This is a genomic window from Klebsiella sp. MS 92-3 (genome assembly GCF_000195655.1).
Taxonomy (GTDB): Bacteria; Pseudomonadota; Gammaproteobacteria; order Enterobacterales; family Enterobacteriaceae; genus Klebsiella; species Klebsiella pneumoniae.
In genome coordinates this window covers 1-13,697 of sequence record NZ_GL882717.1, presented here as the reverse complement: position 1 = coordinate 13,697, position 13,697 = coordinate 1, and the positions used below count along the sequence as shown (strand labels likewise).

Below are 13,697 nucleotides of genomic sequence, written 5' to 3'. Positions count from 1 at the left end.
ACCCGGCAATAAAGCGGCTCCGTGCCTGATATCATGCTCGGCGGCGCTGCGCTTATGCGGGCTTACGGTAAGGAGTAACAATCTGATATATAAATGGTTAAGTAGGCCGGGGAGGGCGACAGCCGCTGCCCGGCAGAAAGGCGAGCATATTAGCGAAAACAGGTTTGTCATCAGTCTCAAGGAATGCCTATGAACGTAACCCGAAAAGAGCAGCGCATTATTCAGCGCGCGCTGAATGCCTGGCAGGCCAGCGGGGAGTTAACCCCCTCGGACAGCCAGCGGCTGGCGCAAACGATGCGCGTCTCCCCCTTCGACTGGCGGCGCCTGAGCCGCTATGCCTTCTGGACCGCGCTGGCCTGTGTGCTGATTTCCCTGGGCAGTCTGTTCGCCGACAGCGAGCTGGTGGCGTGGCTGCTGAGCCTGTTCAGCCACTCGGCGCTGATGCGGATCCTGCTGCCTGCGCTGCTGGCAGTCGTCTGCTACGGCTGGGGTTTTCGTCGCCAGCGGCGGGAGACGCAGTGGCACTACAGCACCGAGGCGATTTTGTTTCTGGGCGTCGTCTTTACCGCCGTGGCGCTATGGCAGCTTGGCGAACGGCTGGATAACGGCAGCGGCCATATCGCACCGCTGTTTCTGGCCGGATGCGTGATTTACGGCGCCATCGGCTATATTGCCCGCTCCGGGCTGGTGTGGCTCTTTTTTCTGCTGGCGCTGGGCAACTGGTTCGGCGCGGAAACTGGCTACGTCTCGGGGTGGGGCGCCTACTGGCTGGGCATGAACTACCCGATTCGCTTCGTCCTGTTCGGCGGCGCGCTGCTGGCGCTCTGCTACGGCGCGCAATCCCTGCTTCGCCAGCGGCAGCTGTTTACCGTCAGCAAGGCGATGGGCCTCACATACCTGTTTATTGCGCTGTGGATCCTGTCGATTTTCGGCAATTACGACGCAGACAGCTGGTACCAGGTGAGCCAGGCGCGACTCCTGCCGTGGGGGCTGCTGTTTGCCGTAGCGGCCGGCGTCTGCATTTTTATCAGCCTGAAAACCGATGACGGAATGCTGCGCGGCTTCGGACTAACCTTCCTGGCGATCAATCTCTATACCCGTTTCTTTGAGTTTTTCTGGAACGGGATGCACAAGGTGCTGTTTTTCCTGATCCTTGCCGTCTCGCTGGCGGTGATTGGCCGCTATGCCGAGCGCATCTGGCATGCGGGGAACGTTAAGCCATGAAAAATTAAGCGTTTTTAAAGAAGTGTGGCTGGCGGCAGCGACGTCCTGCGCGAATTGTCGTATAAGCGAATTTTACGCTTTTGACAGGGGAGCGAGATGAATAAGGAGTCGATTTTTCGCCAACTAGAACAACGGATCGCCGGGCGAGCGCTGACGGCGGAAGCGCTGGGCGAGTTTAACGCTATGGCCATCGCCGATAGCTTGAAGCAAAAACGCAGCATCATCAGCCATCATCTGAATAATCTCCATCGCGAGCAGCGGGTGGTCAAAGTGAACGGTCGCCCGGTGCTGTTTTTACCCGTTACCGTTCTGCGCGATCATCACCGCCTGGCGGTTCGGCACGGCGAATACGCCTCCATTCAGGCGCTGTGCGCGGATCGTCAGGATAGTCTGGCGCAGCTGATTGGCGCGCAGGGCAGCCTGCAGGAAGCATTGCGCCAGTGCAAGGCTGCCATCAGCTACCCTGGCGCAGGTCTGCCGCTGCTGCTGCGGGGCCCTACTGGCACCGGGAAAAGTTTTCTAGCTCGCCAGCTCTGGCACTACGCAATAGATGAAGGTATTTTACCTGCCGATGCGCCTTTTACCGTATTTAACTGCGCCGAGTACGCGAATAATCCAGAACTACTGACCTCGAAGTTATTTGGTCATGCGAAGGGGGCCTTTACCGGCGCCGATAAGGCCGTTCCTGGTCTTATCGAGACCAGCAACGGCGGGGTGTTGTTTATCGATGAGGTTCATCGGCTGCCGCCCGAAGGCCAGGAAAAGTTGTTTCATTTTATGGATAACGGTAGCTGGCGCCGGCTGGGGGAGAGCGCCGACGAGCGCAGCGCCACGGTGCGGCTAATTTTTGCTTCAACCGAGGATCTGGAAAAACACTTCCTGGCGACCTTTATTCGCCGTATTCCGGTGATTGTAAAAATTCTGCCGATCGCTGAACGCGGCCAATTCGAGCGGCTGGCGTTTATCCACCACTTTTTCCGCCGTGAAGCCCAGCGTTTGAACCACGATCTGGAGCTGGATGGCGAAATCGTCAGCCAGCTAATGCGTGAAACGCTTGAAGGAAATGTCGGTGGGCTGGAAAATTTGATTCGCAATATTTGCGCCAGCGCCTGGACATTTGGCGAACGTGATAGCGGTCTTTTACATATAAAAGCGGGTTTGCTGCCCGACCGATTACTGGCGGATGCGCCTTTTACCCTTCAGCAAAATAGCGAGCGGGTTATGATTTACCGCGATGGCGACGCGCAGCCTCTTTTTTCTGGTCGTCACCATGAATACCAACGGCTAACGGAAAATATTTGTAGCCTGTGCGAGGAGTTGGCTCAGGATAATATTAGCGTGCGGACCTTTGAAAAGCTTATTTATCAGAACGTGACGCTCTATCTTGATGCGCTGATGAATCAGGAGAGTACGGTCTCTCTGCAGGACAAACGGCTGCGCTTTATTGAAGATGTGGGCAAAGCAATCGCTGTCAATTATGACCTTCAGCTAAATGTCGAATTCGCTTATCTTACCGGCCGCTACCTCACCAGCCTCCCTCTGGCGCCGCGCAGCGTTGCTGAGCCCGTGCGTCTGGTGATGCAGCGCTGGCTGGACTCCTCGGCGGGGCTGGCGCAACGCATCGCGGAGAAACTACTGGATGTCGTCAATAATAAATACGATCTGCTCATCGATACGCTTGACCGTCTGGCGATTACCGCCATTGTCAGTAATGCTATCGATGCGACCAGCGGCGGAAAAGTGAAAGCGCTGATAATCGCCCACGGTTATTCGACCGCCAGCAGCATTGCCGGCGTTGCCAACCGCCTGATTGGCGAGAAGATCTACCAGGCCATGGATATGCCGATGGAGGTGGCGTTTAACGATGTCAGTCGCGCCGTGGTTGATTATCTCCAGCATACGGACACGCGTGCGGGTGTGATGGTGCTTATTGATATGGGCTACACCAAGGAGATTGCCGATGCGCTTTTGTCGGTGATTAACGGCCCGCTGGTGGTGGTGGATAACGTCACGACCCGCATGGCGCTGAACGTTGCCAGCGAGATCGCGTTGGGAAAAAACATCGAACAAATCGCCGAAGAGATCGTGCCGCTTAATCAGTCGCGTTGGGATGTGTTCTGGCCCGCAGAAAAAAAAGAGCGTGTGCTACTGGTGACCTGTATTACAGGTATCGGTACCGCATTTAAATTTAAAAATCTGATGGAGAAGAGCCTGCTCAACGATTTTGATATTAACATCATCGCCTGCGAGTATACGCGCTTAAAAAACAGTCGTACGGCGGTATCGTTGCTCCACCAGTATGAAGTTATTGCGGTCGTGGGTACCCACGACCCGCAGCTGGCCGGAGTGCCCTGGGTTGGCATTGAGGAACTACTTGGCGAGCAGGGGCATCGACATCTGAGTCAGCTCTTAAGCGGCTATCTTAATGAAAAGCAAATTGCGCTGATTAATAAAAATATGGTTCGTGAGTTTTCACTGCATAACGTTGTCAACTCTCTGACGATACTGAATGCTGGAAAAACCATGGGCCATATCGAAACCATTATCGCTGAGTGGCAAAATACGCTTGGTTTTCATTTTAATAATAACTTAATTATCAGTTTATATGTGCATCTCAGCTGTATGATTGAGCGTCTGGTAATGCGTAATGAAATTAGCCATTATAAAGATATTGAGCAATTTACCCGCCAGCATGGCGAATTTATTGCCATGGTGAATCACTCGTTCCAGCGCCTGAAAATACTCTATAACGTGGCGCTACCGGTAGCGGAAATTGGCTATATTCACGATATTTTTGAATTACGTATTGAAGATTTTAGCTGGTAATCCTCAACGCAGCCCCGGAGAATTACGCCGGGGCTGGCAGGCGGTTAGCGAATCAATATTCGACTTTCCACATATAGCGGCGGGTGGTCAGCGGGTGGTTGCGAGCGGTGGCCAGCGCCAGGTTGTAAACATCCAGTACGCAGTTGTGCAGCAGGCCGCAGAAATATTCGCGCACGCTGGCGTGCAGTGCGTCGATTCCCACCTTTTCCACGTCAATAATCTGCAGTTTTCCCTGGTAACGTTCGATAAAGCGGATCGCGCGATCATCCAGCGGGCGGGTGCGGCCGCTGCTTTTTAATAAAATAAACGGCGTTCCCGTTTCGGTAATCTCAAAGGGGCCGTGGAAATACTCGCCGCTGTGGATGCTGGCGGAGTTAATCCACTGCATCTCCAACAGAATACAGATGGATTCCTGATGCGCGGCGCCGAATGAGGGGCCGCTGCCCATCATGTAGATGACCTTTTCGGTCTTCCAGGCTTCGGCAAAATGGCGCGCATCCGCCTGAACCTGCTGCTGAGCGCCGCGTACCACGGATTCAAAACTGGCAAAGGCGCTGACCATCTCATCGTAATGGGCGTATCCCTCAGTTTGCGCAAGTACTTCCAGCGCCAGCCACAGGCTATATGCCGCTTTTTGCTGCGTCGGATCGACGGTTTCGGGATAGCGCGCCCAGCAGTATTCAATAGTGTAATCGCTGTGTTCGCACAGCGGCGTGCCGGGGGTATATACCAGTCCAATAGTGGCGGCGCCTTTCTGACGTGCGATGCGGGCGGCTTCCACCGTTTCAGCGGTGTTGCCCTGCTGCGAGGCGAGGATCACTACGCTGTTTTTACCTAACGCGTTCGGCGTCGCATGGACAAATTCATTACTGGTAACATAGCCGACGGCCAGCTTTTTAGCTTCACAATCGAGAAAATATTTCCCCGGCCAGAAACCGGTTAATGAACCACCGCAGCCAACAAACCATACGCGCTCAATGTGCTGCTTAGATAAAATATCGCGAATAATAGTATGTGCGTTTTGATGAGCTATAGACATATTGGTCTCCTTGGGATGTAACGGGTCCTCCGCTGAATAGCGGATAACTTTTACTATGCGTCAATTAATTGAGTTGTTTACTTTTCATTTTCTGGTGGAACTGCGGATCCTTCGGTATTGCGGGATCGATGCCCTTCACTGGCGGCAGTCGGGCACAAACCATTTGTAACGGAATAATATATTCAAAGACCGCAAAGTCGGGATCGTTAATAAATGCGAAGGGCATATTTTTGCCGTTATTTTCGACTTGTGGACCAATGCGATAAATATGCTGAGTCCAGCCGCCAAGTATTTCCGCCAGGCGATCCTGACGCTCATCGGGAAACGGATCGAGCATGATCAGGGTAGAGCGCTCGTCGAAGGCGTTATAGATCCCGTGGATGAACTCCTCAAATTCGTAACCGGCAACCGGACAGCGTAGCGTTTCAAGCATCTTTAGCGCACCTTCCTGAACGGTGCCAAACAGCCTTGCCGGACCGGTCAGGCGAATGTCCGCGCTGTCGATAAGCGGTCGGGCATGATTGAGAACCCACGCCTGCGAGGCCTCAATGAGCGTCGGCAAATGATTAAACGTGGTATCCATGCGGATGAGTAGCGCCTTGCGCTCCTCATCGCTCAGGCGCCGCTGGCGACTGGCGACAGCAAGCCCCAGCAGCATCAGATTAAGTATGGTGCAGTGATACCCTTTGGTTTTGGCGCCAGCCCGCTCTTCTCCACAGGGTACTGTTAAGACCAAATCTGCCGCCCGGTCGATAACGGCTGGCGCTTCCCCGGCCATGGAAGCGGTAAGATGCCCGGCTGCCCGGGCGCGTTCCATTGCGGCGAGGGTAGAGAGGCTGCCGCCTCCCTGAGAAATACCGATGACCAGCGCTTTGTCGCTGAGGGTCAGCGCCGAATCATCCAGCAGAAAAGGCCAGTAGACATCAACGGGTAGCCCGCACCACTGCTGCATAAACGAGCGGGCGGTCAGCGCGCCGTGATAAGAGGTACCGGAGCCGGTCAGGATAATACGCGTGACGCCGCGCTCCGTTAGCGCTTTTGCCGCCTGCCAGAGATCTTCCCGCGTCTGCGTCAGCATAGCGAGCAGACAGGCGGGTGTTTCATTCATATAGTCTTCTACGTGCATGGGTGATATTCCTCTTCTTAAAGCAGGCCTAGCGCGCTGGCCGCCATGCCAAACGCGACGGTTCCTAGCAGGATCCAGTTAATATTGACTCCCTTGCGGATCAACTTGTACATCCCAAGGGTGAAAAGCAGCGGCAGCAGCGAAGGAAGTATTTTGTCAATAAACTCCTGCGCCTTCATGGTGGTCTGCCCGGCGGTAAAGCTGAGCGGGGTGGTGATATCTATCATGCTGGCGGTCATCGCGCCGACGACCATGAGGCCAACAATTGATGCGATATAGGTCACCCGGTCCATAAGGCCGCTTTGGTAAATTCTCATCAGCCAGGTCGTACCCGCCCGGTAGCCGAGCTTCAGGCCATACCAGCGGCACAAAAGATGCGGCAGGTTATAAACTAACAGCGCCAGTATCGGCCCCAGCAGGCTGCCCTGCTGGGCGAAATAGATACCCATCCCGGCGGCGATAACCTTTAATGATCCCCAGAATATGGAGTCGCCGATGCCCGCCAGCGGCCCCATCAGGCTGGTTTTAATCGCGTTTATCGACTCCTCATTAAATTCGGGGTTACGCTGGTTCTCTTCTTCCATGGCAATCGACAGGCCGAAGATAAAGGTCGAGAGATGGGGCGTGGTGTTAAACAGCACCAGATGACGCTGCAGGGCGCGCCCCAGCTCCGTTGGGTCCTGATAGATGCGCTTCAGGGCTGGCGACATTGCGAAGGCATAGCCCATATGCTGCTGGCGCTCGTAGTTCCAGGAGCCCTGTAGCGTAAAGGAGCGCCAGAACACGCTGCGTAAATCGCGGGCGGTGATGCGGCTTGCATCATCGCTTTGCGGCTGGGTAGCGCCAGTCACAGTTTGCGTCATTTCGCTCATGATTAGCTCTCCTGCTGCTTAAGATTAAGGAACTGGCTGATGATAAATGCCAACACCACAGCGAACAGCGCGATGGCGATGATATCCAGTTTGGTATATGCCGCTATCAGAAATCCCAGACCGAGGTACGGCATCAGTTTGCTGCTGAGCATCATGCTGATCAGCAGGGCGAAGCCGAGCGCTGGCAGGATCTTACTGGCGACGATCAATCCATTGGTTATCACCGGCGGAATGGCCTCCAGGAACCAGCTTACCGCCGAAGAACCAAGCAGAATGGCAAAAAATACCGGTAGAAATCCGTTTAAAAAATAGAGTAGCGTCGGACCGGCGAGGTGCATCAGGCCGACCATTCGGGTATTACCCTGTGCCGCATAGCGGTCCGCCAGATGACCAAAGCGGGCGTTCACCACGCGCACCAGGATTCCCAGCGTCTGCGCCAGCATTGAGACAGGGATGGCGATGGTGAGCGCAGCCTCTGGACCACGACCGGACATGATCGAAAACGCGGTGGCCAATACGGAGCCGGTCACGATATCTGGCGGGTGCGCGGCGCCGATGGCGACGTTGCCGAGGAAAATAAGCTCCAGCGTAGCGCCAATCAGAATCCCCTCATGTAAATTACCGCAGACCAGACCGGTGAGGGCGCACATCACCAGCGGTCGATCGATCATTGATACCCCAAGCAGGCGGCCATCAAGTATCCCCAGGGCAGCGATCAGTCCGAGTAACGTTGCGGTGAGCAACATAGTGACCTCCGAAGTTAAAGTTGGTCGTTAAGGAGTTCAGCCGAGTGGGCGGGTACCTGACGCATCTCCAGCCGAATACCTTTTTCTTTTAGCGCTCTGCTATGGGCGATTTCCTCTTCGGTCAGATAGATGGCCTTGCCGAATTGTCTTGCCCCTTCCTTCTGTGGCAGACCGCCGTAATTAATTGCGCTAATTCCCGGGACTTTTTCCACTAGCGCGAGGGTTTCCGCAGTATTGCCCAGGACCACCATGACTTTTTTATGATCCAACTTGCCGCTGTTAAGCTTTTCCGCCGCCTGTTCAACGGTGGCGATGTCCAGCGTGACGCCCGCTGGCTTTGCCAGGTTAAGCGACATCGTAATGAAGGCATCCGCCGCGGCTTTGGCGTTGGCGACGATGATATGGTCGATATCCAGCGCTCGGGTCCAGGCAAAAACCACCTGGCCGTGCAGCAGCCGATAATCAATGCGCACGAGTTTAATCATGAGATTCTCCCTGTGGGTCAGAGGATGGTTGTGTTATTAGAGGATTGATGAAAACAATGGATTCACGCGCCGCGCTGGTGGCGTAGATAATCGCGGCCTCGGTAGTGGCTTCTTCGCACAGCAGAAACTCCAGCAGCAGAGTCAGATTGATGCCGGCGACCACGAAAACGTTGCGATGTCGCATCAAGACGCTCACGGCGCTATTGTTGATACTGCCGCCAAGCAGGTCGGTGAAGATCACCACTTCATCACCATTCGCCTGGACGATGAGATGCTCCAGGGTTTGCTCCAGCTGTTCGGTGGTCACGATATCTTCGTCATAGGCGCAGACCGGGATAACGCCGTGTTCGTCGCCAATCAGCAGCGACAAACTGTTCACCAGTCCGCGAGCAAAATGGCCGTGGCTGGCCACATAGATATGTTTCACCCGGTTTCTCCTTCATCCAGATAGCGGTATCTGTTAAGAGCAAAGCGCGTGCCAGAAATGAAAAGTATTATTTATCAATTAATTAAATCGTCTGGTTCACACTAAAGTCGTTATTCCTGGCACAAGCGGGATTATGAGCGCCAGAAACTTGGCACAAACGGCAGAAAAGAGGGGGAAAGAGTGGGTGAAGAAAGTCCCGGGCGAGACGCTGCTGCGCCATGGCCCGGGCGTTCCCGGCAGAAGGGAATTAAATCTCGGTAATGGTCGTCGACTGCGGCAGACGCGACTTCGGCAGGGTAGCGTTGAAATCTTCTACGCTATGGTGGCCGACCGGGACTACCACCAGGCTGGTGTAGCCTTGGGCTTTCAGGTCAAATTCCTCATCGAGGATCGCAAAATCGACCCCTTCAATCGGCACGGCGTCGAGACCCATCGCCGCTACGCCCAGCAGGAAATTGCCGACGTTGAGATACACCTGTTTCGCCATCCACTGATCGTCATCTTTCAGCTCTTTGCGGTGCATATCGGCAAAGAAGGTGCGACCCTTGTGGTTAGCGGCTTTTGCGTCCGGGGTGGCGAAACGGCCATCGGCCTCTTCCTGATCCACCACGCGCTGCAGCCAGGCGTCGTCCATCGCGGTTTTCGCGCAGAACACCACCACGTGCGAGGCGTCGAGAATTTTACGTTCGTTGAACACGTAGGTGCCGCTGGCGGCTTTCGCCACGCGAGCTTTCCCTTCATCGGTGCTGGCGACAATAAAGTGCCACGGCTGGGAGTTGGTGCTAGACGGGCTGTACTGCAGCAGCGTTTTCAGCTGTTCCGCTTCCCCGGCAGTCAGCTTTTTCGTGGCGTCAAAGGCCTTGGTGGAATAGCGCTTCAAAGCGACCGATACGATATCCATAACTCTTCCTCACAGTTTACAGCACCTTACCGGTGCGTTCAGGAGAGGAAGAGTACAGCGAAGATCGCAAAATGATAAGGGTGAAAAATGCGATAACACTTATCGCATTTGGCTGAAAATCAGCGCGGACGCAGGCGCTGCTGGGCCTTTTTACTCAGCTTGTTCACCACCTGATGCCACGAATCGTCAATCAGCTCGGCCAGCAGATCCTCGCTGATATCCTCTCCTGGCACCACCGTGATCCAGTGTTTCTTGTTCATATGGTAGCCGGGTTCGATACTGCGATAAATTTGCTGATTCAGCAGCGACTTCTGCGGCTCGGCCTTGAGATTGACCAGCGCCCGCCCGCGAATAGTCATGGTGATCATAAAGATGCGGCCGTCGACCTTAAACACGTCGTACTCTGGCCCAAAGGGCCAGCAGTGTTCGGTAAACGGGTAGGTCAGGGCGATACGGTGAGCGCAGGGATGCAGTGTTTCCGGCGTCATTATGCGTCCGCCTCATGCAGGGCGTGCCACATGGCTTCAAAGCCGAGGGCGATAATCTCCCGGGCGCGCTGCGGATCGTGGCTGGCGAATTCGATGGTGGTTTCCGCCAGCGACAGAAACAGGGCGTCGCCAAAGGCGCGGTACGCCTCGCTGAGGAATATCTCTTTCACCGACAGCTGGCACATTTCGTTGAGCTCCGGAAAGCTCTCTTTTACCTGGCGGCGGGTTTCGTCGGTGATGCGCTCGCTGAGCGCCATCCGGCGGATCGCTTTGTGCTCCATCGGGTTGCGCACGCCCCAGTCGATATAGCTGTTCCAGATATTGCGCGCGTTCTCTTTCGGGCGCTTCTCGTCCGGATCCAGCCCGGCGATCATTGTGCGCACCAGGCGCAGCTTAATCGCGAGGTACAGCTCGTTGAGCAACTCATCCTTGGTGGCGAAATAGCGAAACAGCGTTCCCTCGGCCACACCGGCGCTGCGGGCGATGGCCGACGTCGAGGCGGCTATGCCGGACTGGGCGAAAGCCGCGGTGGCAGCTTCCAGTAACGCTTGCTTTTTATCTTCACTCTTTGGACGAGCCACTACTTTTTTCCTCACGCAGGTTTAAACAAACCGCCGATCTTGGCACGTCTGACCAGGTCGCTGCAACGGCGGAACGCAAAAATTGAAAATCGTCTTGACGACTTTCATCGCTTTCCTAATAATGAGTGCGTACTCACTCATAATCAAGTTATATCATAAAGCCTCCGGGATGGGGGCTTTTGTCTGGTCAGGATATGAACCGTGTCACTTTCAGCGTGGTCGCCATCATGTTACTCGCAGCAGCAACGACATTGCCGTTTGTTCTTAATGCCGGTTTTGGTAAGGCGCCGCAGGGGGCACAGCTTAGCCAGGTGGAAGCGTCTCCCCACTACCGGGACGGCCAGTTCCATAACCAGTTGCCCACGCCAGGGTTCACCGGGCAGAAAAATATGCTGGCGGCGTGGTGGGATTTCCTGATGACCAAACGGGAAAACGCCCGTCCCGCGCAACCGCTGCCGCTGGTGAAGACCGATCTGGCGACGCTGCCCCTCGGGCAGGACGTGATGGTCTGGCTCGGCCACTCCTCCTGGTACCTGCAGCTGGCGGGAAAACGCATCCTGATCGACCCGGTGTTCAGCGATTACGCGGCGCCGTTCTCTTTTATCAATAAAGCCTTCCCCGGCGACTATCCGTGGCGGGCGGAAGGGATGCCGGAGATCGATCTGCTGATCATCTCCCACGATCACTACGACCATCTGGATTACGCCACCATTCGCGCCTTACTGCCGAAAATTAAGCGGGTCATTACGCCGCTGGGGGTCGGATCGCATCTGCGCTACTGGGGAATGGACGGGGCACTGATTACCGAAGCGGACTGGCAGCAGGCGGTACCGGCCAGCGACGAGCTCACCGTCCACGTGCTGCCGGCGCGGCACTTTTCCGGCCGTGGGCTGAAGCGTAACCAGACGCTGTGGGCCAGTTTTCTGTTCGTTACCCCGCAGCAAAAGATTTATTACAGCGGCGACAGCGGGTATGGGCCGCACTTTAAAGCGATAGGCGATGAGTTCGGTCCGGTCGATCTGGCGATCATGGAGAACGGGCAGTATGACCAGGACTGGAAATATATCCACATGATGCCGGATGAAACGGCTCAGGCTGCCGACGATCTGCGCGCTCGCGCGGTGCTGCCTGGGCATGCAGGACGATTCGTTTTGGCGAAACACAGCTGGGATGAACCGTATCAACGGCTGGCGGCTGCCAGCGAAGGAAGGGCCTGGCGTCTGCTGACGCCTGTGCAGGGCGAGCCGGTGTGGGTCGCCGATAAGACGCAATCATTTAACGCCTGGTGGCGCTAAGCGCCAGTGCAGTATCAGAGGAGAGAGCATATGACGATTTCCGCTCAGGTGATTGATACTATCGTCGAGTGGATTGATGATAACCTGCATCAACCGCTGCGTATTGATGATATCGCTCGCCATGCCGGGTATTCGAAATGGCATCTGCAACGGCTGTTTTTACAGTACAAAGGGGAGAGCCTGGGGCGCTATATTCGCGAAAGGAAGCTGCTGCTGGCCGCCCGCGATCTGCGCGACACCGATCAGCGGGTCTACGATATCTGCCTCAAGTATGGCTTTGATTCGCAACAGACTTTTACCCGCGTCTTTACCCGGACCTTCAATCAGCCGCCGGGCGCCTACCGCAAAGAGAACCACAGTCGCGCCCACTGAGGCGCGCCTCTCCTGGTTTACCGCTCGAGGGAAAACCAGCGACGCCACACCCAGCGCAGCACCAGATACTCAATGGCGCCCAGCGCTAAGAACCACAGACAAAACAGCACCGTATAGAGCTGGTTGAGATCCATCATATGGAATGTCTCAACCAGCTTTTGCGCCAGCGTCAGGCCCAGCGAAGGTGCGGGCAACAGCAGACAGGAGAGCAGGGCCAGCAGTAAGATCCCGGCGGCGGAGAGCAGCGTTTCCAGTGGATGTTTCATGTCATGTTAATCATCAGTTAAAAAAACATATTGTCCGGTAAAATAATGCTTAACGCAATATGCTTTGTTTTTTTACTCGCTATAACACGACTATTTTAAATATTATCGCCTGCCTTTCGCTCTCATGTTAATTAATCTGAAATAATTTGTAATTAAGTTAATTGCAGCCTGGTGTAAATTAACGTAATTATTATGCCAGCGCTTTTACAAAACTGTAAGTGCTATATCCCACCAGCGTAGCAATGATGATAGCTAACGCGATGTACAGCGCCAGACGGCGCCCGCGGTAGATTCCAAACATATTTTACCTCGTTTAGTTTTGGTTTATTAATATTCTGTAATAGTTGGTTTGTGGAATTAACTTATCACAAAATTTTTATTTTGCGAAAAATTTAGACTTGTATTAGTTCACATTTTTATCGGCATTTTTGCCCTCTTTTACTTCATTGGCCAGGAATGATTTCAGGCTTTCCGACTCACGGAATTTATAAGGAAAATGTAAATTGACCAAGATGAATAACCCAAAGTTTACGACGCCCTCGGGCGACACCGCGCCACGGCAGGTCTGGCAGCAGACCGTTGACGCAGTGCTGGCGCAGACCAAAAGCCAGGCCGCTGGGTTAAGTTCCGCAGACGCCGCCGAGCGCCTGAATACCTGTGGGCCGAACGCGCTGCCGGAAAAGAAAGGCAAACCGGGTTGGCTGCGCTTTCTCGCCCACTTTAACGACGTACTGATTTACGTGCTGCTGGCCGCCGCGGCGCTGACCGCCATCATGGGGCACTGGGTCGATACCCTGGTGATCCTCGGCGTGACGGTGATTAACGCCCTGATCGGTCATATCCAGGAGAGCAACGCCGAAAAATCGCTGCAGGGGATCCGCAACATGCTCTCCAGCGATGCCCGCGTCCAGCGTAACGGCAAGCATGAGACTATCCCGACGCGCGACCTGGTTCCGGGGGATATCGTTATCCTGCGCGCCGGCGACCGCGTGCCGGCGGATATGCGCCTGATTGAAACCCACAACCTGCGGGTGGAAGAGGCGATCCTC

The 13,697-nt window shown here is 55.0% G+C and carries 15 protein-coding genes; 5 read left to right on the top strand and 10 right to left on the bottom strand.

The window, feature by feature from the left end; all coding sequences use genetic code 11:
• The first annotated feature begins 189 nt into the window (after positions 1-189).
• A complete protein-coding gene (locus HMPREF9538_RS25190; RefSeq protein WP_020316606.1) occupies positions 190-1,224 on the top strand; it encodes a DUF2157 domain-containing protein in 1,035 nt (344 codons plus the stop codon).
• A gap of 96 nt (positions 1,225-1,320) precedes the next feature.
• A complete protein-coding gene (locus HMPREF9538_RS25195) occupies positions 1,321-4,050 on the top strand; it encodes a sigma 54-interacting transcriptional regulator (RefSeq protein WP_009483948.1) in 2,730 nt (909 codons plus the stop codon).
• Positions 4,051-4,102: 52 nt separating this feature from the next.
• Here HMPREF9538_RS25195 and HMPREF9538_RS25200 read toward each other — a convergent pair whose 3' ends face one another.
• The 9 genes from HMPREF9538_RS25200 to HMPREF9538_RS25240 form a co-directional block, all read right to left on the bottom strand.
• On the bottom strand, positions 4,103-5,089 hold the full coding sequence (locus HMPREF9538_RS25200) for an SIS domain-containing protein (RefSeq protein ID WP_004147471.1): 987 nt from the start codon (positions 5,087-5,089) through the stop codon (positions 4,103-4,105).
• A gap of 64 nt (positions 5,090-5,153) precedes the next feature.
• Entirely contained in the window at positions 5,154-6,215 is a 1,062-nt protein-coding gene (locus tag HMPREF9538_RS25205) for an SIS domain-containing protein (protein ID WP_004183293.1), read from the bottom strand.
• Positions 6,216-6,232: 17 nt separating this feature from the next.
• Complete coding sequence (locus HMPREF9538_RS25210; RefSeq protein ID WP_004176976.1) at positions 6,233-7,087, bottom strand: PTS system mannose/fructose/sorbose family transporter subunit IID; 855 nt, start codon at positions 7,085-7,087, stop codon at positions 6,233-6,235.
• A 2-nt stretch (positions 7,088-7,089) separates the two neighbouring features.
• Positions 7,090-7,833, bottom strand: coding sequence for a PTS mannose/fructose/sorbose/N-acetylgalactosamine transporter subunit IIC (locus tag HMPREF9538_RS25215; protein ID WP_004183295.1), 744 nt, complete (start codon positions 7,831-7,833; stop codon positions 7,090-7,092).
• A 14-nt stretch (positions 7,834-7,847) separates the two neighbouring features.
• Entirely contained in the window at positions 7,848-8,318 is a 471-nt protein-coding gene (locus HMPREF9538_RS25220) for a PTS sugar transporter subunit IIB (protein WP_004176974.1), read from the bottom strand.
• Positions 8,311-8,745 (bottom strand): PTS sugar transporter subunit IIA, encoded by a 435-nt coding sequence (locus tag HMPREF9538_RS25225; protein WP_002893017.1) that lies wholly within the window; start codon positions 8,743-8,745, stop codon positions 8,311-8,313. The genes HMPREF9538_RS25220 and HMPREF9538_RS25225 overlap by 8 nt, the downstream gene beginning before the upstream one ends.
• A gap of 247 nt (positions 8,746-8,992) precedes the next feature.
• Positions 8,993-9,646: an oxygen-insensitive NAD(P)H nitroreductase gene (gene nfsB, locus HMPREF9538_RS25230; protein WP_004178896.1), complete on the bottom strand. Its 654-nt coding sequence runs from the start codon at positions 9,644-9,646 to the stop codon at positions 8,993-8,995.
• Positions 9,647-9,765: 119 nt separating this feature from the next.
• Positions 9,766-10,134 (bottom strand): MmcQ/YjbR family DNA-binding protein, encoded by a 369-nt coding sequence (locus HMPREF9538_RS25235; protein WP_004142557.1) that lies wholly within the window; start codon positions 10,132-10,134, stop codon positions 9,766-9,768.
• On the bottom strand, positions 10,134-10,715 hold the full coding sequence (locus HMPREF9538_RS25240; RefSeq protein ID WP_004176968.1) for a TetR/AcrR family transcriptional regulator: 582 nt from the start codon (positions 10,713-10,715) through the stop codon (positions 10,134-10,136). The genes HMPREF9538_RS25235 and HMPREF9538_RS25240 overlap by 1 nt, the downstream gene beginning before the upstream one ends.
• Before the next feature lie 179 nt (positions 10,716-10,894).
• On the opposite strand from HMPREF9538_RS25240, the gene HMPREF9538_RS25245 reads away from it, so the two are divergent.
• Both HMPREF9538_RS25245 and HMPREF9538_RS25250 read left to right on the top strand, forming a co-directional pair.
• The gene (locus HMPREF9538_RS25245; RefSeq protein ID WP_020316605.1) at positions 10,895-12,010 is read left to right on the top strand and encodes an MBL fold metallo-hydrolase; all 1,116 of its coding nucleotides are present in this window, start codon (positions 10,895-10,897) and stop codon (positions 12,008-12,010) included.
• 30 nt (positions 12,011-12,040) lie between these two features.
• A complete protein-coding gene (locus tag HMPREF9538_RS25250; RefSeq protein WP_002893035.1) occupies positions 12,041-12,382 on the top strand; it encodes a RamA family antibiotic efflux transcriptional regulator in 342 nt (113 codons plus the stop codon).
• A 17-nt stretch (positions 12,383-12,399) separates the two neighbouring features.
• On the opposite strand, the gene HMPREF9538_RS25255 is transcribed toward HMPREF9538_RS25250, so the two are convergent.
• A complete protein-coding gene (locus HMPREF9538_RS25255; protein ID WP_002893037.1) occupies positions 12,400-12,648 on the bottom strand; it encodes a DUF1158 domain-containing protein in 249 nt (82 codons plus the stop codon).
• A gap of 503 nt (positions 12,649-13,151) precedes the next feature.
• Between HMPREF9538_RS25255 and HMPREF9538_RS25260 the strand changes: the two genes are divergently transcribed.
• On the top strand, positions 13,152-13,697 hold a 546-nt coding region (locus HMPREF9538_RS25260; RefSeq protein WP_267195248.1), incomplete at its 3' end, for a cation-transporting P-type ATPase.